Source organism: Peribacillus sp. FSL P2-0133, assembly GCF_037975445.1.
GTDB lineage: Bacteria > Bacillota > Bacilli > Bacillales > DSM-1321 > Peribacillus > Peribacillus simplex_E.
On sequence record NZ_CP150254.1, the window covers coordinates 2168627 to 2189938 of the forward strand.

General features: G+C 40.7%; 13 protein-coding genes and 3 rRNA genes. 14 read left to right on the top strand and 2 right to left on the bottom strand.

Annotated elements, in window-relative coordinates:
• Window positions 1–134: 134 nt before the first annotated feature.
• Complete coding sequence (locus tag MKY17_RS10475; RefSeq protein WP_339202361.1) at window positions 135–1859, top strand: adenine deaminase C-terminal domain-containing protein; 1725 nt, start codon at window positions 135–137, stop codon at window positions 1857–1859.
• A 288-nt stretch (window positions 1860–2147) separates the two neighbouring features.
• On the opposite strand, the gene MKY17_RS10480 is transcribed toward MKY17_RS10475, so the two are convergent.
• Window positions 2148–2294, bottom strand: a complete 147-nt coding sequence (locus MKY17_RS10480; protein WP_179891158.1) for a hypothetical protein — start codon at window positions 2292–2294, stop codon at window positions 2148–2150.
• 369 nt (window positions 2295–2663) lie between these two features.
• On the opposite strand from MKY17_RS10480, the gene MKY17_RS10485 reads away from it, so the two are divergent.
• A complete protein-coding gene (locus MKY17_RS10485; RefSeq protein WP_339201861.1) occupies window positions 2664–2918 on the top strand; it encodes a hypothetical protein in 255 nt (84 codons plus the stop codon).
• Between the two features lie 681 nt (window positions 2919–3599).
• Here the strand turns inward: MKY17_RS10485 and MKY17_RS10490 are convergent.
• The gene (locus MKY17_RS10490) at window positions 3600–4691 is read right to left on the bottom strand and encodes a GntR family transcriptional regulator (RefSeq protein ID WP_098372942.1); all 1092 of its coding nucleotides are present in this window, start codon (window positions 4689–4691) and stop codon (window positions 3600–3602) included.
• A 349-nt stretch (window positions 4692–5040) separates the two neighbouring features.
• Here MKY17_RS10490 and MKY17_RS10495 point away from each other — a divergent pair, with 349 nt between their 5' ends.
• From MKY17_RS10495 to MKY17_RS10550, 12 genes are all read left to right on the top strand, one after another.
• Window positions 5041–6651, top strand: a complete 1611-nt coding sequence (locus MKY17_RS10495) for an FGGY-family carbohydrate kinase (RefSeq protein WP_098372943.1) — start codon at window positions 5041–5043, stop codon at window positions 6649–6651.
• Window positions 6652–6673: 22 nt separating this feature from the next.
• Window positions 6674–7369, top strand: a complete 696-nt coding sequence (locus MKY17_RS10500; protein ID WP_098372944.1) for an L-ribulose-5-phosphate 4-epimerase — start codon at window positions 6674–6676, stop codon at window positions 7367–7369.
• 51 nt (window positions 7370–7420) lie between these two features.
• Window positions 7421–8845: an L-arabinose isomerase gene (gene araA / locus MKY17_RS10505; RefSeq protein WP_098372945.1), complete on the top strand. Its 1425-nt coding sequence runs from the start codon at window positions 7421–7423 to the stop codon at window positions 8843–8845.
• Between the two features lie 314 nt (window positions 8846–9159).
• Window positions 9160–10554, top strand: coding sequence for a sugar porter family MFS transporter (locus tag MKY17_RS10510; RefSeq protein ID WP_098372946.1), 1395 nt, complete (start codon window positions 9160–9162; stop codon window positions 10552–10554).
• A gap of 274 nt (window positions 10555–10828) precedes the next feature.
• On the top strand, window positions 10829–11872 hold the full coding sequence (locus tag MKY17_RS10515) for an aldose epimerase family protein (RefSeq protein WP_098372947.1): 1044 nt from the start codon (window positions 10829–10831) through the stop codon (window positions 11870–11872).
• Between the two features lie 398 nt (window positions 11873–12270).
• Complete coding sequence (locus MKY17_RS10520) at window positions 12271–13272, top strand: substrate-binding domain-containing protein (protein ID WP_098372948.1); 1002 nt, start codon at window positions 12271–12273, stop codon at window positions 13270–13272.
• A 19-nt stretch (window positions 13273–13291) separates the two neighbouring features.
• Window positions 13292–13900: a cache domain-containing protein gene (locus MKY17_RS10525; RefSeq protein WP_098372949.1), complete on the top strand. Its 609-nt coding sequence runs from the start codon at window positions 13292–13294 to the stop codon at window positions 13898–13900.
• 124 nt (window positions 13901–14024) lie between these two features.
• Entirely contained in the window at window positions 14025–14657 is a 633-nt protein-coding gene (locus MKY17_RS10530; protein WP_098372950.1) for a type 1 glutamine amidotransferase family protein, read from the top strand.
• 594 nt (window positions 14658–15251) lie between these two features.
• Window positions 15252–16802, top strand: a 16S ribosomal RNA gene (locus tag MKY17_RS10535).
• Window positions 16803–16977: 175 nt separating this feature from the next.
• A 23S ribosomal RNA gene (locus MKY17_RS10540) occupies window positions 16978–19910 on the top strand.
• A gap of 67 nt (window positions 19911–19977) precedes the next feature.
• A 5S ribosomal RNA gene (rrf, locus tag MKY17_RS10545) occupies window positions 19978–20093 on the top strand.
• Together the 16S, 23S and 5S rRNA genes form the textbook arrangement of a ribosomal RNA operon.
• Before the next feature lie 163 nt (window positions 20094–20256).
• A complete protein-coding gene (locus MKY17_RS10550; protein ID WP_098373198.1) occupies window positions 20257–21108 on the top strand; it encodes a tyrosine-type recombinase/integrase in 852 nt (283 codons plus the stop codon).
• Window positions 21109–21312: the final 204 nt, after the last annotated feature.

Consider the following 21312-nt stretch of genomic DNA (forward strand, 5'->3'; position numbering starts at 1 on the left):
GATGCATTCTGCGAGCAGTATTGTTCATATTGAACCTTGAGGACATACAAAAAGGGATGGGGGCGAGAAAAGTGAATGCAAGAGCATACCGGCATGAATTGGTCGAAGTGGCACAAGGAAAACGACCCGCAGATATGTTAATTAAAGGCGGAACGGTTATTAATGTTTATTCTGGTGAATTTCTTCAGCAAAATATTGCGCTGTATAAAGATTGCATTGCATATGTAGGGGAAAATGAAGTGAAGATAAATGAAAACACCAATGTAATAGATGCAAATGGTATGTATGTATCTCCCGGATTCATCGAAACTCATGCACATCCCTGGGTTATATACAATCCTATAAGTATCACCGCAAAAGTATTGCCATTGGGGACTACCACAACCGTGAATGATAATCTATTTTTTTATTTGCACTTTGGTCACTCGGGCTTTAAAAAGCTTCTAGGCGAGTTGAAGAAACTGCCAGGAAACTTTTTTTGGTTAATAAGATTAGTTTCACAGGCTAGATATCCAGGTGAAAGGGACTGGTTCAATAAAGAGGATATAATGGACCTTCTTTCGATTGAAGAAGTACTTGGAACGGCAGAAGTGACTCGTTGGCCTTTACTATACAAAGGGGATCCGGTTTTACTCGATATTATAGATGCGGCTAAAAAAATGGGGAAAGTGGCAGATGGGCATAATGCGGGGTGCTCTTATGAAAAATTAAATTCGATTGCAGCTTCAGGTATAAGTGCCTGTCATGAAGCGATAACGGCGGAAGAGGCCCTGGATCGTTTACGGTTGGGTTTATGGACAGTCCTAAGAAACAGTTCGCTTCGTCCGGACTTGTCAAAAATAATAAAGCTGATTACAGATGGACAGGTAAGTACGGGCAGGATTTTGATGACTACTGATGGTCCGCATCCATCTTTTATTGAAAAAGAAGGATTCGTAGATGGGCTTGTAAGGCAGGCTGTGGAACATGGAGTCCCGGTTATGGAAGCTATTCAGATGGTCACCATCAATGCGGCTACATACCTTAAACAGGACGATTATATTGGCGGATTGGCTCCGGGTAAAAAAGCGGATATATTATTGTTGCCTGATTTGGAGCAGTTTCGTCCGAACTTGGTGATCTCAAACGGACAAATAGTGGCTGAAAATGGCGAATTGACGGTCCAGATGCCAGATTTGGATTGGGGTAGGTATTTACCTGAAAGTACATTTTCCTTTTCAAGAGGAATTCTGGCAAATCATGATTTGTATCTATATCCACACACCTCTTCAAATGATTCAGTCCCTGTTATTCATTTTCTGAGCAATGTAATAACCAAACGAAAAGATTTGGTGCTTCCAACCAAGAATGGGTTTATCGATCTTTCGAATCAAGAAGGACTTATGTATGCAGCTCTGATCGATAGAAAGGGGGAGTGGGTGACAAAAGGTATTTTAGAAAGGTTTGCGGTGGATTTAGATGGGATGGCCTCAACCTTTAATACGACTACTGACTTGCTTACCATCGGTAGAAATCCAGAGGCAATGTCAATAGCAGCTGCGCGTGTTCATGAAATGGGAGGCGGTGTGGTCATTGTTGATGGAAAAGAAATCATACTCGAAATTCCTTTACAGCTTACGGGAATGATGACTTCTGATCCTTCATTTGATAGAGCCGTTGAATTTAATGACAAATTATTAACGACAGTCCAATCGAGGGGCTTTCCATTCCACGACATCTTATATACCTTATTATTTTTAACGTGCGACTTTCTTCCTGGTCTACGCTTGAATCCCTTTGGGCTATACGCTGTGAAAAACGATAGAATCTTATTTCCTTCCACATCCATGACGAATTTTTTAAAAGAAATGAAAGCGTAGAAAAGAACAGATGATATTAGTATTTAATTTTGCACATATATTATTAAATAAGCGAAGATATTATTATTCAATTTATTGGATCAGCCTATGGAGGAATAGAGGAATGGTGTTTCAAAAATAAAATGCCCTACGCGCCACAAGTGTTAGTTTTATTAGAAATGAATTTAGTTGTGGCAAGTACCTAGTGATAAGGGAGCGAGATTCACAGTTACCTATCATAAGTGTAAAAAAAATCTTCTTATTGCCATACAGTAATAAGAAGATTTTTTAGATTTTGTGTAGATAATTTTAAGCGATTTCCTTGTTTTGAATTTTTTGATGACGACGTGCATAAAGCAGGTAATAAAGAACAATTGTACATAAAACGATAATGGCAAGAAGTGCACCACTTAATACAAAAATACCAGCTGCAACTAAAATAAATGCTGGGTACATGTTTAATTAGCACCCTTTTATCTAAGTATCATAAGCGGAACTAGAAGGATTATTACCGTTTTGATAAAGGAATAGATGAAAAACAGAGTACTCAGCCCTAACAACCTGTAACTTTTAGAGATATTTTGCACTTTTTTAATACTTATCCTTAAATAGTAGATTATCTAATAGTATAGAATGAACAATACATGAAAGTTGAGAAATAATATCCATAACAAAAAAAGAATTACTCATATCGGATAAAATGTTATCTGTGAATTGGACATAACCTGAATTTCTCCGATTTCCTTATCATTAGAGGTTCTAAAACTATCTCCTGAAGAAGGCTTCCCAGCTGAATACTACTATTACGGAGAAGCACAATCATTTATGAATGTGTTTGAAGATTCTCTTGCTATACCAGAAAATTTAAAAGAAGACTTCAATAATCTTTTGGCTCTATCCTACATAATACAAGATGAGCAAGATAAAGTTTTAGATGGTGTTACCCTGCCTGAAGGAACAGACAAATGGGAAGCACGTAAATATTGGAATACACCGACAGACAGACAGAAACAAGCTATCAAGTACATGAGCTTAGTGTTTAATGATCTTGATATTGACGTAAATGATTTAAAAGGATAAGACCTAACTGGATACACATACCATTCTGGTGGGAAGAAGAAATGATCGAGAAGCTGAATAACTCTCAAAGATGGGAATTGCTCGATAAAATGTACGATAAGTAGTACAACAAGGGAAATATCCCGAAAAATTAAAATGGGGAAATTCACATAAAAAAAGATCGGGACTGTCTTTAAGGCAGTTTTTTTTCTTTAGGGAACTACCATGAAAATAAGTTTTTTAAGAATGGAAAAATGACAATACTTAAGAAGACCCTGCTCAATCGTTAAAAAAGAGGAGAGCGTTAATTAATTAGTCTATGGATTAGGGTTGGCTGGATTAAGGTCAGTATCAGTATTGACACTACCTACCATTTTCATTCTTTGCGATTCATGGATGGCTAACGGGGTAGTTTAGTTCAATAGTGCAATATAAATAAGTGTATCTGATATTCAGTCTAGAAACAGAAAACTAGTATACCCTTGAACAGTATTTTTTTTGATATATAAGGATAATAAGCTGGTTTAAATTTCGATTGTATGGCCCCTCATTCCCCGAATCGTTTCCGTACCCCTAAAAGGACCAGTTCCAAATGTTGTACGTTTTAACAAAAAAATGCAAATCCCATGAGTATGACGGCAATAAAGACAGCAATGGCACGTTTGATTAAGTTTTTATTATTCATTGATCACACCAAGATTATTATTGTACTTCTAACTCTTTGACAGTTTCGCCTTCAATTAACACTGGTTGATAATAGGTTTCGTTTGGTAAATCCTTCTTTCCTTGTAATTTCTTAATGACCCAATCAGCTGCATCATGTCCCATTTGTTCTTGTGGGTGTGTCAATGTCGTTAGTTTGATATTAGCATTTTTCGCAATATAAGAATTGTCCTGGCCAATAATTGATAATTGTTCGGGAATAGAAATATCAAGTTGTCTGCATACATTTGCTACTTCCAACCCTACCTCGTCGTTATAGCAAACAATGGCAGTCAACACGTCTCTATTTTCATTTAGGAACCCTTTCAAGTTCGTGTATAGGTCTAGTTTCGTTTCTGTCGTATACGAAAGCAATTGCTCTGGTTGAAAGCGTAATTTGGCTTCTCCAATTGCTTTTATATATCCCTTCATTCGATACTTTCCTTGTAAATCATCCATTTTAGAAATGAGTCCAATTTGGGTGTGTCCTTTCGAGATCAATTCTTTTGTTGCGAGATAGCTTGACTGCACATCATCTAGGCAAAAGAAAGGAACCTCTAATTCTTCATAATAAGCGTTGATCATGATGAATGGAACCTCTTGTTCCTTAAACGATAGGTAGTAAGCGATGTTGGGATTGTATAGATTGCTTTTTGTAGGTTCAATAATCAAACCATCCACGCCAAATGACAACATCATTTCCAAGGCTTTTTTTTCTTGTTCGACATCATTATTTGTACTGGCTAATAGTAACGAATAATTATCTTCATTCAATCTTCTTTCAATTCCGCGGATAATAGAAGGGAAAATGTAATCAGAAATGTAGGTCGTGATTACACCGATCGTTTTATTTTTTGAATTGACACCAGATTTTGATTGATATTGGTTACTAACATATGTGCCAGATCCCTTTTCACTTCTTAAGAATCCCTCGTTTGATAATTCTAAAATGGACTTTCTTACAGTGTGTCGGCTAACGTTGTACATTTCTTGCATGACAGATTCAGTAGGAATCTGTTCCCCTACACTATATTCACCTGTAAGGATTTTATTTTTTAAATCATCAATGATTACCTGATACTTTGGTTTCATTAACCCTCACTTCTTTCATAGTTGTTTGCATTCTTATTAACTTGCTTAAAATATTTGTGCGGACATATTTTAACATGGTTTTGAAAAAATTAAAAACAAATCACATTAGTTTTTTTTATAAATTATTGAAAAGTTATAAATTCCTCCTATTTACCATTTAGGTTAGTCATATAAATTCCTTTATTACTAATTTACGAACTTTAAGGTGAAGATGGAGGATTCCCCTCGGAAGTTGTAAGTATAAATAATATTGATCGTTGACAAATGTACGTACAAAAAATATAATATGGTTGTTAATAAATTTAGGCGCCTCCTTTTCATTGAAAGCGCTGTCAAGAGGGGGATCAACGTGCAAACGAATCGATTAAAAATTAAACAAGCGATTACCGAGGGAGAAACTTCACTTGGAATTGAATTTGGATCCACACGTATTAAATCGGTGTTGATTGATAATCGTTATGAAACAATCGCATCTGGAAGTTATGAGTGGGAGAACCTCTTGGAAGATGGAATTTGGACGTACAACTTAGTGGATATTATCACTGGTCTGCAAACAGCTTATAGTGAAATGAAGCAAGAAGTTGAAAGAAATTACGGAATTACAATTCGAAAAATAGGTTCTATTGGATTTTCTGCAATGATGCATGGGTATTTGGCTTTTGACAGTACAGGGGAGCTACTTGTTCCGTTTCGAACCTGGCGTAACTCAACAACTGGTGTTGCAGCAAAAGAATTAACTAATCAATTTCAATTTAATATCCCTGAACGATGGAGTATTGCTCACCTTTATCAAGCAATATTAAATGAAGAGAAACATTTGCCTCGCATTGATTGTATTACTACTTTGGCTGGATACATTCACTGGTTATTGACTGGTAATAAAGCAATTGGCGTTGGAGATGCTTCAGGCATGTTCCCAATTGATGAATCAACGCAAGATTACAATGAATCAATGGTCAAGCAGTTTGACGATTTAATTGCGACGAAAGGTTATCCTTGGAAGCTAAAAGAGATTCTTCCTAAAGTCTACATTTCAGGCGAGCAAGCGGGTGAATTAACCGAAATTGGAGCGAAAATTCTGGATAGATCAAGAAATTTACAACCAGGCACTCCAATTTGCCCACCAGAAGGCGATGCTGGAACTGGAATGGTTGCTACGAATAGTGTGAGGAAACGTACGGGAAACGTCTCAGTAGGAACTTCCGTTTTTGCCATGATTGTACTAGATAAAGAACTTTCAAATGTATATCCAGAAATTGATTTGGTAACTACACCAAACGGAAGTCCAGTTGGAATGGTTCACGCGAATAACTGTTCAAGTGATCTCAATGCCTGGCTGGGATTGTTCCGTGAATTTTCTGAGGCAATGGGACAAAAGATTGATACAAATAAATTATTTGAAGTAATGTTGAATAAGGCTTTGGAAGCGGATCCAGATGGTGGCGGATTGCTTAGCTACGGTTATTTCTCAGGTGAAAATATCACAGGATTAGAAAAAGGGCGACCATTATTTGTTCGCTCGCCTGAGAGTCATTTCAATTTAGCAAACTTCATGCGGACTCACCTTTTTACTGCTTTCGGTGCTTTGAAAATCGGAATGGGTATTTTGACAAAGGAAGAAAATGTTGCAATTGATCGTATTTTGGCCCACGGTGGTTTATTTAAAACCCCTCTTGTTGGACAAAAAATCGTCGCCGCTGCAATGAATACTCCAGTATCAGTTATGTCAACAGCAGGAGAAGGCGGCGCGTGGGGTATGGCGATTCTTGCATCTTACTTGATGAATAAAGATCAAAATGAAAGTTTAGAAGACTTCCTCGACAAAAAAGTATTTGAAGAGGTTGATGGGCAAGAAATTTATCCTGATCAAGTAGACGTTAGAGGGTTTGAAGCATTTATTGAAAGATACAGGAAGGGATTAGTGATTGAGCAGGCCGCTGTAGACAATTTGATGTTATGAGTGGAAAACTGGAGGGATTGACGTGTTAGAACAGCTGAAAGAAGAGGTATTTCAAGCAAATTTGGACTTGCCTAAATATGGACTCGTGAAATATACATGGGGAAATGCAAGTGCCATTGATCGTGAAAGCGGTTTATTTGTTATTAAACCTAGTGGTGTTGATTACGAAACGATGAAAGCCAGTGATATGGTTGTTGTTGATTTAGATGGCAATGTTGTTGAAGGAGAGTTGAGGCCTTCGTCAGATACAGCGACTCATGCAGTACTTTATAAGTATTACCAAGAAATCGGCGGTATTGTGCATACTCATTCAACTTGGGCGACAATCTGGGCTCAAGCAGGCCTTGATGTTCCAGCGATGGGGACCACACATGCAGACACATTTTACGGATCCGTGCCATGTGCCCGCTACCTAACACAAGAGGAGATTGATCGAGGGTACGAAGTGGAGACTGGGAACTTAATCATCGAAACATTTGAAGGGCGTGGGTTAAACATTTTAGCCGTTCCTGGTGTCTTACTTCATGGTCATGGTCCGTTTACTTGGGGCAAAGATGCAAAATCCGCCGTAATGAATAGTGTGGTGTTGGATGAAGTTTCGAAAATGAATTTATTTACACGGGAATTAAATCATTTTGCAAAAGAATTACCACAAAATATTTTGGATAAACACTATTTACGAAAACATGGAAAATATGCTTATTACGGTCAAAAGTAAGATCAACTCTATCAAATTATCAAACCATTAGATTAAGAAAAGAGGATTATTATGTTAACAACAGAAAAAAAGGAATTTTGGTTTGTCGTAGGATCACAACATCTATATGGGGAAGAAGCGTTAGCAGAGGTCAAGGCGCATGCACAAATGATAACCGATGCATTAAATGAAAGCGGTATTTTACCTTATCCACTTGTATTGCAAGATTTAGCAGTTAGTGCAGATAAAATCACAAGCATCATGAAAGAAGTCAACTATCGTAACGAAGTTGCTGGTGTCATCACTTGGATGCATACTTTCTCACCTGCAAAAATGTGGATTCGTGGAACAAAATTATTACAAAAACCATTGCTTCATTTAGCTACACAATTCAATGAAAGTATTCCTTGGGCAACGATTGATATGGACTTTATGAACCTAAACCAATCCGCTCATGGTGACCGTGAATATGGTTTTATCAATGCCCGTTTGAAAAAACAAAATAAAGTTGTTGTAGGTTATTGGGAGCGCCCTGAAGTGCGACAGCAAATTGCACAATGGATGGATGTAGCGGTTGCTTATAATGAAAGCTTTAACATTAAGGTCGCTCGCTTTGGAGACAACATGCGTAACGTTGGAGTAACCGAAGGGGATAAGGTTGAAGCGCAAATCCAATTTGGGTGGACAGTTGACTATTTTGGAATCGGAGACCTTGTTCAATATGTAAATGCGGTTACTGATGAAGAAATTGATGCTTTATTTGCAGAATACGAAGGCCTTTATGAATTTGATTATGGTACCTACAGTAGGGAAGATTGGGAGAAAAGCGTAAAGGTACAGGTAAGCTATGAAATTGCGATTAAACGTTTCCTTGATGATGGTGGTTACACGGCCTTCACAACGAACTTCGAAGATTTATATGGGATGAAACAACTTCCTGGTCTTGCCGTCCAACGTTTGATGGCACAAGGATATGGCTTTGCGGGTGAAGGAGATTGGAAAACTGCAGCACTTGATCGCTTACTGAAAGTGATGAGCCATAACCAATCAACTGGCTTTATGGAAGATTACACATATGAATTAGCTGCTGGACAAGAATCAATCCTTCAATCACATATGCTTGAAGTCGACCCATCTTTAGCAAGTAACAAACCAAAAATTGTCGTATCTAAATTAGGTATAGGTGATCGTGAAGATCCAGCACGTTTAGTATTCGACGGCAAAGCAGGAGACGGTGTCGTTGTTTCCATGGCTGACTTTGGTACAAACTATAAACTTTTGATTAATGAAGTTTCTGCATTTGAGCCAACTGTTCCAGCACCAAACCTTCCAGTGGCCCGTGTACTTTGGGAAGTGAAGCCAAACTTCCAAGATGGAGTGAAAGCTTGGCTTGAGAATGGTGGCGGTCACCATACAGTTGTTTCATTGAATTTAACAACAGACCAAATCATAACCTATGCAAAACTTGTTGGCTTGGAATACGTAGTTATTAAGTAATGTCGCTCCCCTCCAAGGAGGATCTGCTTCCTTGGAGGGAAAAAATAGGTACTCCAGAAGTTGAAGGATGGAAATGGTAACCATTAGTATGATCCCTTTATTCGTAAGCGTGTTGGTGGTTTTCAGGAAAAAATGAAAGCGTTTTAATAGCGCGATAACGACACAGAATTCACCCTTATAAATAATTTTTAGGAAGAAATATACTAGCATGTATTTGTAGTTTGAAAACACTATTATTTCTTAAAAAGCTATCAATATTTTTAGTAGAGGGATTTTTAAAAATATAATTTTAAAACCTTGAGGAGGGAAATTTAATGGTTAATGAAAAGAAAATCTCAAGTGGATTCATTTATTTTTTTGGGGCTTTTGGAGGCATTCTCTTCGGTTATGATATCGGCGTTATGACGGGTGCTTTGCCTTTTCTGCAACATGATTGGAACCTTCAAAACAACCCTGGTGCTATTGGCTGGATTACCTCTTCGTTGATGTTTGGAGCTATATTTGGAGGTGCCCTGGCCGGACAACTTTCTGATCGTTTAGGACGGCGCAAAATGATTTTAATATCTTCTATCATTTTTGCTGTTGGATCCATTTTGGCAGGAATATCCCCTCATAATGGGATCCTTTTTATGATTGTTGCTCGGATTTTATTAGGGTTGGCTGTTGGTGCTGCTTCTGCGTTGGTCCCAGCCTATATGTCGGAAATGGCGCCTGCACGTTTACGTGGACGTCTGTCAGGAATTAATCAAACAATGATTGTCTCTGGAATGTTGCTTTCGTACATTGTCGCTTATTTATTGAAAGACTTACCAGGAACAATGGCATGGCGGTTGATGCTGAGTTTGGCTGCCGTACCTGCTTTGATCTTATTTATTGGAGTGTCAAGGTTACCCGAATCACCACGTTTTTTAATTAAGAACAATAAAATTGATCAAGCTCGTAAGGTATTGGGCTATATTCGCTCTAACAAAGAACAAATTGATTCTGAAATAACACAAATTCAAGAAACTGTTAAAGAGGAAGCAAAGGTAAATCAAAAAGCATCATGGGGTACACTTTTAAGTAATAAATACCGTTATTTAGTAATTGCTGGTGTGGGTGTTGCTGCGTTTCAACAATTCCAGGGCGCAAACGCAATTTTTTATTATATTCCAATGATTGTGGAAAAAGCAACAGGGCATGAAGCCAGCTCAGTATTGATGTGGCCAATTATTCAAGGGGTTATTCTCGTACTAGGTTCATTAATATTCCTTATGATTGCTGATAAATTTAATCGCCGTACTTTATTAACAATAGGCGGAACTATTATGGGGCTATCCTTTATTTTGCCGGCAATATTGAATTTATTAATTCCTAATGCAAATCCGATGATGATGGTTGTTTTTTTAAGTATCTATGTAGCACTTTATTCATTCACGTGGGCTCCTTTAACTTGGGTCATAGTTGGAGAAATTTTCCCGCTGGTAATTCGCGGGCGTGCGTCAGGATTAGCTTCATCATTTAACTGGATTGGTTCTTTCTTGGTTGGATTGCTATTTCCAATCATGACCGCTTCGATGTCTCAAGAAGCTGTTTTTGCAATCTTTGGTGCTATATGTTTACTTGGTGTTTTATTTATCCGGAGATGCGTTCCTGAAACTCGAGGTCATACTTTGGAGGAAATTGAAAAAATTGGAGAAAGTAGACAAGCTAAGGGGAAAAGTGCTTAATTTAGACCTATGAGGTTTGGAGCTATACGCAAATTGGAGAGTTAAGCATGCATTTAAATCAGGGGGTCATAAGGGAAAATACTTCTGTAATTATGATTTACACATACACATCATGAACATGTTGATTTACTCATATGATTCCCCTTCTTAAGCCCGAAGTTGCCACTTCGGGATTTTTTCAACTATTAAAAATGTTTGCTGATCTTTTAGTGCAATTCATGTTGTTTTAGCTTTTATTTATATGAAGGAATTTAATAGGGAAGGAGCCGAAAAAATGAAAGTATCACAAAGCTCGTTTGGAAATGAAGTCTTGCTCTTTACTATAGAAAATGATCATGGAGTAAGAATAGAAGTTACAAACTTTGGTGCAAGAATCGTCAATCTTTTCGTCCTGACAGAATCGGGTCGTAATAATATCGTATTGGGATTTGACTCGATTGAGGAGTACAAAAAAGAAACATATTATGGAGCAACAATAGGAAGGGTCGCTGGAAGAATAAAAAATGGCGAATTTTCAATTGGTGAGTTACGTTACCGAACATCTGTAAATCAATTAGGGAATACATTACACGGTGGCAACCCTGGATTCGATGAAAAAATCTGGGATTATGAAGTGAAGGAGACGGATGAAAGTGCATCGATCATTTTTTCAACCTACTCACCTGATGGCGAGAATGGTTTTCCGGGGAATTTGAGAGTAAGTGTGACTTATACATTAGACAACTTAAATATTTGGTCAGTTAGCTATCAAGCAAAAAGTGATAAAGACACAATTTTTAATCCGACCAATCACGTCTATTTTAACTTAACAGGGCATCCCAGCAATCCAATCGATGATCATTTCTTACAAATCTTTTCTGAAGAATTTGCACCAGTAAATGAAGATACCACGGTAACTGGGGAAAAGCGAAGCACAATTGGCACGCCTTATGATTTTCGAACCCCGAAGAAATTAAAATCAACCTTTGAAGCCATCGACGCAGAAGTTAAAAAGGTTCAAGGAATCGATCATCCATTCTTCCTTACGTGCTCAGGACTTCATCAAACTGCAGCCAAATTAATTAGTCCTGACCAGAAAATAACAGTCGAGGTATACACAGAAGAGCCTGCGGTTGTCATTTACACTGCAAACTTTGTGAAAGGTGTGCCACTTATGCACGGAGAGAAATTAATTCAACACGGCGGAATAACGTTTGAAACCCAAGCTGCTCCAGGAGCGATTGAGTTTGAAGATTTTGGAGATATTCTTCTTTTAGCAGGCGAAAATTATACTTCCCAAACAAAATACAAAATTGAGGTCAGGACCCCACTCAGCTGAAGTTTCCAGCGTTAGTGTATTAAATTCTTGGATAGGTGGATTTGGTTTCGATAATTTCACATAGATTCGGCTGCTAGTTAGGATCAGGATCCGGTGCCTGTCAGAGCGATCGAGCATAGGTCGTAACATATATCGGGTGGGATTCCCGCCGAATAAGAGTTAGCCACTCACTCGTACTGAGTTTTGGAGGATAGAGGATAACTTATATCTTTATGCGTAAACAGTTAGGTAGTGGGCCGTAAACTACGGTTAAAGGTAAGCCCCCATTTAAACAACGCATATTAAATACGTAGCACCTCCTGGTACGATACTTGTATCAATCAAAGAAGGTGGTTTTCCTACTTTTATACATTCCCAGGTTCCTGCCTTAAATAATACAATTGTTGGAAGGGGTACAAATGAAAAAGCTATTATTTGTATATGCTTTATTAAGCATTGCTTTTCTACTATATTTAAAAGATTTTCAATCACGTGAAGCAACGGCCAATCTGAATGAAACAAAAGGACTGCAAGGCCAAATAGATGAGAAATATGTCATGGTAACCTTCCAGGCAGGGACTGATTATTGGAAAAAGATTTTAAAAGGATTTGAGGATGCAGGGCAGGCACTTAATGTTTCCGTTGAATATCGTGGGGCAGCGCAATATGATGTGAAGGAACAGATCACCGTTCTTGAGCAGGTGATAGCGAGAAAACCATCGGGGATTGCGCTTTCTGCTATCCACCCAGATGCACTGGATGTAACCATATATAAAGCCATTGACGCAGGAATTCCTGTTGTTCTATTTGATTCTGACGCTCCCAAAAGTAATGCCTATACATATATAGGCACAAATAATGTTAATGCGGGCGTTACAGCTGCTCATGAACTGGCGCATATCATCAATCAAAATGGAAAAGTAGCTGTAGTCACCATACCTAATCAGCAAAATCAAATCAATCGACTCAAGGGGTTTCAAGAGACAATCCAAAAGCAATATTCTGATATTGATATCGTCGCTGTTGAAGACGGTAGAGGAGATCAATTAGTTTCTGAACAAGTTGTCATGGATCTATTAACCGAACAACCCGATTTAAAAGGAATTTTTGTAACGGAAGCAAATGGCGGTGTTGGTGCAGGCAAGGCTGCTTTACAGCTAAAAAAAGACAAAGACATAAAAATTGTCAGTTTCGATACAGATAAACAAACGCTTGATATGGTGAAGGAAGGAACGATAGCGGCTACCCTTGCTCAGGGAACGTGGAACATGGGCTATTGGTCATTAAACTATTTGTTTTATCTTAAACATGGACTAATTAAACTGCCAAGTGATCCGTATGCGAACAATATGCTTCCGGAAATGGATACGGGGATAACGGTTGTGACTAAAAAAAATGTAGATAGTTATTATGCGGAGTAGGGTATTAAGGAATTGAGTGGTGACTTTGAAAAAAATAATTTCATTAGAAATAAACGAATTACCGATTCGTTATAAAATCATAGCGCTGCTGCTGATCATAAGTATCGTGCCCTCCATAGGTTTTGGTTCTTTAATTAGTCTTGCCGTTGATAAAATTATCGAGAAACAAGTGACGGAAAATACTCTTCAGTTAATAGGTCAGGCAAACAAATCATTAGAATCGTATGTAGAAAATATGCAGGATATCTCTTATTTCATCTCAATGAATCCGGAGGTTATTGATTTTCTTCGAAAAGATGAAAATCAAGAAACAGTTAATCAGTACGAAATAGAGCAATTTTTGCAGGCTTTTACAACCGTCAACCCTGAAATTGCCGGAATTCTTTTAATAGATAATAAGGGTAACTATATCAGTAATGAGCTGTATCCTCGTAATATCCATTCTTTAATAGGTTACAAAAATACGAAGAGCAATTCAAGGCTTTCCAAAGAAAGTATAAAGGTTAACCTGTTTAGTATATATAGCTGTTCTATTCTTCAATCAACTAACGGGTGCTTTACTTCATTACCAGGAGCTGATCAGCAGCTCCTTTTCTTATGCAACTATAGGGGCAGGATAGTTCCATAAGAAATAGACTATTGGTTAATTGTGGTATATAATCACATTAAAAGGAACGTACGTTCTTTTTTGGTGGAGTAGCTTTTGATGTGGAAAAAATAAACTATGAAAATTATGATTGGAGTGTTAGTGGATGAAAATAAAAAAAGTTTATCTATATGTATTTAATACAATGTCAGACTGGGAATATGGATATTTAATTGCTGAACTAAATTCAGGAAGATATTTCAAAAAAGATTTAGCACCTTTAAAAGTAATTACAGTAGGAGCGAATAAAGAAATTATTACTACGATGGGGGGACTGAGTATAAAACCAGATATTTCCCTTGATGAATGTAACTTTGATAGTAAAGATCTTGTAATTCTACCTGGAGGGAATACTTGGGGAGAAGCTATTCATCAACCTATCTTGAAAAAAATTGGCGAGGCTTTAAAGCTTGGCACTATTGTTGCTGCTATTTGTGGTGCAACTGAGGGACTAGCGAATATGGGGTATCTAGATTCTAGAAAGCATACAAGCAATAGCTTAGAGTATATTAAAATGGTTTGTCCTAATTATAAAGGAGAAAATTTTTATGAGATGGAACCTGTAGTAACTGGTGAAAATTTGGTTACTGCATCAGGAGTAGCTCCTTTGGAATTTGCGATGGAAGTACTGAAAAAATTAGATGTATTTGCACCAGATACATTACATTCGTGGTATAACCTAAATAAGACTCACAAACTTGAATACTTCTTCCAACTAATGAACTCAATAAATAAGTGAGTTTAAAAATCAACTTGGCAGTTTTATTTTACTTGAAATAATCTCCATAATTTATGCGATGTCAAAGTATAGTTTTTGTACATAACTTAAAAATTTTAGAGAAGTTAATAGAGATTGTGAATGATTATACTTCAACTAACAGGTGCGTTAGTTGATTAAGGAACATTAAAATGATCAATCTTTTTTATAAAAGAATAATCCAATTAAATAGTATAAGGGCATGTTTTGATAAAATCTTCAGTTTAGTGCATCCCAGTTGATTAATTTAATGATGAAACACGTACGGTGGTTTTGTTGTATTCATTAACAAGAGGGTTTCAAGAGGAAAGTGTTATTAGAGATTCTTATTTTACGGATTAAATGTTGACACTAAAGAAAAATAGCAGTATGATAATGAAGTCGCCTAATTAATGAGCGATTTTTACAAAAGAAATACTTCGTAGAAGTTGACAACTATTCAACGTTATGTTAAGATGAATTAGTTGAAAAAACCTACAACAAATTGCTCTTTGAAAACTGAACAAAACAAAGCGCCAACGTTAAATTTTAAGTGAGCACACACTATCAAAAAAGCAAATGAGCAAGTCAAACATTTCTTCGGAGAGTTTGATCCTGGCTCAGGACGAACGCTGGCGGCGTGCCTAATACATGCAAGTCGAGCGAATCGATGGGAGCTTGCTCCCTGAGATTAGCGGCGGACGGGTGAGTAACACGTGGGCAACCTGCCTATAAGACTGGGATAACTTCGGGAAACCGGAGCTAATACCGGATACGTTCTTTTCTCGCATGAGAGAAGATGGAAAGACGGTTTACGCTGTCACTTATAGATGGGCCCGCGGCGCATTAGCTAGTTGGTGAGGTAATGGCTCACCAAGGCGACGATGCGTAGCCGACCTGAGAGGGTGATCGGCCACACTGGGACTGAGACACGGCCCAGACTCCTACGGGAGGCAGCAGTAGGGAATCTTCCGCAATGGACGAAAGTCTGACGGAGCAACGCCGCGTGAACGAAGAAGGCCTTCGGGTCGTAAAGTTCTGTTGTTAGGGAAGAACAAGTACCAGAGTAACTGCTGGTACCTTGACGGTACCTAACCAGAAAGCCACGGCTAACTACGTGCCAGCAGCCGCGGTAATACGTAGGTGGCAAGCGTTGTCCGGAATTATTGGGCGTAAAGCGCGCGCAGGTGGTTCCTTAAGTCTGATGTGAAAGCCCACGGCTCAACCGTGGAGGGTCATTGGAAACTGGGGAACTTGAGTGCAGAAGAGGAAAGTGGAATTCCAAGTGTAGCGGTGAAATGCGTAGAGATTTGGAGGAACACCAGTGGCGAAGGCGACTTTCTGGTCTGTAACTGACACTGAGGCGCGAAAGCGTGGGGAGCAAACAGGATTAGATACCCTGGTAGTCCACGCCGTAAACGATGAGTGCTAAGTGTTAGAGGGTTTCCGCCCTTTAGTGCTGCAGCTAACGCATTAAGCACTCCGCCTGGGGAGTACGGCCGCAAGGCTGAAACTCAAAGGAATTGACGGGGGCCCGCACAAGCGGTGGAGCATGTGGTTTAATTCGAAGCAACGCGAAGAACCTTACCAGGTCTTGACATCCTCTGACAACCCTAGAGATAGGGCTTTCCCCTTCGGGGGACAGAGTGACAGGTGGTGCATGGTTGTCGTCAGCTCGTGTCGTGAGATGTTGGGTTAAGTCCCGCAACGAGCGCAACCCTTGATCTTAGTTGCCAGCATTCAGTTGGGCACTCTAAGGTGACTGCCGGTGACAAACCGGAGGAAGGTGGGGATGACGTCAAATCATCATGCCCCTTATGACCTGGGCTACACACGTGCTACAATGGATGGTACAAAGGGCTGCAAACCTGCGAAGGTAAGCGAATCCCATAAAGCCATTCTCAGTTCGGATTGCAGGCTGCAACTCGCCTGCATGAAGCCGGAATCGCTAGTAATCGCGGATCAGCATGCCGCGGTGAATACGTTCCCGGGCCTTGTACACACCGCCCGTCACACCACGAGAGTTTGTAACACCCGAAGTCGGTGAGGTAACCTTCATGGAGCCAGCCGCCTAAGGTGGGACAGATGATTGGGGTGAAGTCGTAACAAGGTAGCCGTATCGGAAGGTGCGGCTGGATCACCTCCTTTCTAAGGATAATTACGAGAGCGCTTTTGTTTTGTTCAGTTTTGAATGAGTAATTCATTCAAATAGGAAAGAGAAGCATCACGATGTGATGGATTCTTTCTGCTTTGTTCCTTGAAAACTAGATAATAGATAGAAGGCAATTAATTTTTTTCAAAGCATCTGTAAGACTTTTTTAACGGTTAAGTTAGAAAGGGCGCACGGTGGATGCCTTGGCACTAGGAGCCGATGAAGGACGGGACTAACACCGATATGCTTCGGGGAGCTGTAAGTAAGCTTTGATCCGGAGATTTCCGAATGGGGAAACCCACTGTTCGTAATGGAACAGTATCTTTACCTGAATACATAGGGTACTGAAGGCAGACCCGGGGAACTGAAACATCTAAGTACCCGGAGGAAGAGAAAGCAAACGCGATTTCCTGAGTAGCGGCGAGCGAAACGGAATTAGCCCAAACCAAGAGGCTTGCCTCTTGGGGTTGTAGGACACTCAACATGGAGTTACAAAGGAACGGGGTAAATGAAGTGATCTGGAAAGGTCCGTCGAAGAAGGTAAAAACCCTGTAGTTGAAACTTCGTTCCCTCCTGAGTGGATCCTGAGTACGGCGGGACACGAGAAATCCCGTCGGAAGCAGGGAGGACCATCTCCCAAGGCTAAATACTCCCTAGTGACCGATAGTGAACCAGTACCGTGAGGGAAAGGTGAAAAGCACCCCGGAAGGGGAGTGAAATAGATCCTGAAACCGTGTGCCTACAAGTAGTCAAAGCCCGTTAATGGGTAATGGCGTGCCTTTTGTAGAATGAACCGGCGAGTTACGATTTCATGCGAGGTTAAGTTGATGAGACGGAGCCGCAGCGAAAGCGAGTCTGAATAGGGCGAATGAGTATGAGGTCGTAGACCCGAAACCAGGTGATCTACCCATGTCCAGGGTGAAGTTCAGGTAACACTGAATGGAGGCCCGAACCCACGCACGTTGAAAAGTGCGGGGATGAGGTGTGGGTAGCGGAGAAATTCCAATCGAACCTGGAGATAGCTGGTTCTCTCCGAAATAGCTTTAGGGCTAGCCTCAAGATGAGAGTATTGGAGGTAGAGCACTGATTGGACTAGGGGCCCCCAACGGGTTACCGAATTCAGTCAAACTCCGAATGCCAAATACTTATTCTTGGGAGTCAGACTGCGAGTGATAAGATCCGTAGTCGAAAGGGAAACAGCCCAGACCACCAGCTAAGGTCCCAAAGTATACGTTAAGTGGAAAAGGATGTGGAGTTGCTTAGACAACCAGGATGTTGGCTTAGAAGCAGCCACCATTTAAAGAGTGCGTAATAGCTCACTGGTCGAGTGACTCCGCGCCGAAAATGTACCGGGGCTAAACGTATCACCGAAGCTGTGGATTGACACCATTAGGTGTCGATGGTAGGAGAGCGTTCTAAGGGCGTTGAAGTCAGACCGGAAGGACTGGTGGAGCGCTTAGAAGTGAGAATGCCGGTATGAGTAGCGAAAGAAGGGTGAGAATCCCTTCCACCGAATGCCTAAGGTTTCCTGAGGAAGGCTCGTCCGCTCAGGGTTAGTCGGGACCTAAGCCGAGGCCGAAAGGCGTAGGCGATGGACAACAGGTTGATATTCCTGTACCACCTATACATCGTTTGAACGATGGGGGGACGCAGAAGGATAGGGTAAGCGCGCTGTTGGATATGCGCGTCCAAGCAGTTAGGCCGGAAACGAGGCAAATCCCGTTTCCATTAAGGCGGAGCTGTGATGGCGAGGGAAATATAGTACCGAAGTTCCTGATTCCACGCTGCCAAGAAAAGCCTCTAGTGAGATGTAAGGTGCCCGTACCGCAAACCGACACAGGTAGGCGAGGAGAGAATCCTAAGGTGTGCGAGAGAACTCTCGTTAAGGAACTCGGCAAAATGACCCCGTAACTTCGGGAGAAGGGGTGCTTTTTAGGGTGAATAGCCCAGAAAAGCCGCAGTGAATAGGCCCAGGCGACTGTTTAGCAAAAACACAGGTCTCTGCGAAGCCGCAAGGCGAAGTATAGGGGCTGACACCTGCCCGGTGCTGGAAGGTTAAGGGGAGAGGTTAGCGCAAGCGAAGCTTTGAACCGAAGCCCCAGTAAACGGCGGCCGTAACTATAACGGTCCTAAGGTAGCGAAATTCCTTGTCGGGTAAGTTCCGACCCGCACGAAAGGTGTAACGATCTGGGCACTGTCTCAACGAGAGACTCGGTGAAATTATAGTACCTGTGAAGATGCAGGTTACCCGCGACAGGACGGAAAGACCCCGTGGAGCTTTACTGCAGCCTGATATTGAATTTTGGTACAGCTTGTACAGGATAGGTAGGAGCCTGAGAAGCCGGAGCGCTAGCTTCGGTGGAGGCGTTGGTGGGATACTACCCTGGCTGTATTGAAATTCTAACCCGCGCCCCTTATCGGGGTGGGAGACAGTGTCAGGTGGGCAGTTTGACTGGGGCGGTCGCCTCCTAAAGAGTAACGGAGGCGCCCAAAGGTTCCCTCAGAATGGTTGGAAATCATTCGTAGAGTGTAAAGGCACAAGGGAGCTTGACTGCGAGACCTACAAGTCGAGCAGGGACGAAAGTCGGGCTTAGTGATCCGGTGGTTCCGCATGGAAGGGCCATCGCTCAACGGATAAAAGCTACCCCGGGGATAACAGGCTTATCTCCCCCAAGAGTCCACATCGACGGGGAGGTTTGGCACCTCGATGTCGGCTCATCGCATCCTGGGGCTGTAGTCGGTCCCAAGGGTTGGGCTGTTCGCCCATTAAAGCGGTACGCGAGCTGGGTTCAGAACGTCGTGAGACAGTTCGGTCCCTATCCGTCGCGGGCGCAGGAAATTTGAGAGGAGCTGTCCTTAGTACGAGAGGACCGGGATGGACGCACCGCTGGTGTACCAGTTGTCTTGCCAAAGGCATAGCTGGGTAGCTACGTGCGGACGGGATAAGTGCTGAAAGCATCTAAGCATGAAGCCCCCCTCAAGATGAGATTTCCCATGGCGCAAGCTAGTAAGATCCCTGAAAGATGATCAGGTTGATAGGTCAGAGGTGGAAGCGTGGCGACATGTGGAGCTGACTGATACTAATAGATCGAGGACTTAACCAACGCTTTTAAAAAAATGAAATACCTTCTTATTATTATCTAGTTTTGAAGGAACAACGTTCCTGATATGTTTGGTGGCGATAGCGAAGAGGTCACACCCGTTCCCATTCCGAACACGGCAGTTAAGCTCTTCAGCGCCGATGGTAGTTGGGGGTTTCCCCCTGTGAGAGTAGGACGCCGCCAAGCAATATTTATCACATCAATTAGGATTCATAAACCCGTATAAACAGGTTCTAATCCTATCTACGCATTCTAAACCTTAGGATTATCCTAAGGTTTTTTTGTATAAATTCCACAATTCGTTGGAAAGGCTTATTAATAGCATGATTTTTGGTAGGGGGCTTCTCGAATGACCAGTAAAGAAGAAATCCTGGACAATAAACAAATTCTTCATTCTTTTGCGAAATGGTTAATGGGTCAAAATAAATCCGATGGTACGATTAAAACCTATGTGGGAGTCATCTCCCAGCTTCTTCAATGGTTTAAAGATGAGGCGGAAGAGATTGAAAAATCCCACGTCCAAACCTATTTAGATGATATGGAACAGTCAAATAAGAGTGGAGGAACGATTGAAAAACATTATTCAGCCATTACCATGTTTTCCAGGTTCCTAGATAAACCCGAAATCGTCCTCAACATCGATCGTAAAGCAAAGGAAAAGAAAGAAGATCCGCCAAAAGCCCTGAACATGCTTGAGCAAGCTGCTCTCCTAAAAGAAATCGAGGCCTCTGGGCATTTCAGGAATATTGCTATTGTCTACACAATGATTCATACGGGTATCCGGGTGTCCGAACTTTGTGATTTGAACCATAGTGACATTCAAAAAGAGGGAGAAAGGCAATATATCCTCATCCGGGATTCAAAAGGTGATATAGACAGGAAGATTCCACTCTCCATGACTGCTAGTGAAAAGATCAGGGCATACAAGGAATTTTTAAATATGGAAACAGAAGCCATCTTCATATCCAGTGTGAATCAGCGCATAACGCCAAGGTCCGTGCAATATATGCTGACTAAATATAATGCGACTCCCCATAAGCTGCGGAATACGTTTTGCCAAACATTAATCGATAAGGGGATAGACCTTCAAACCGTTTCAAAATTGATGGGGCATAAAGATTTGAACATGACCAAACGTTATATAGTAGAAGGAAAAGAAGAATTGGAATCAGCCATTGAAAATACTTTTGATAATTTATAGGATTGGGAATACTTAACCATATACAAGAAGTTTTCCTTCATTATATAAGTTCCAAATGGCACGGGGGATTTCTTGCTGATGATTTAAAAAAGGCATTTCTATATAAAGTGTAGGACTTTTAAAGGACAGTTTAAAAAGACTAGGAATTTTTAAGGCGATGATCTCTTTTGGTGAATGCCACTTCCTTTTAGCTACAGAAAAAGC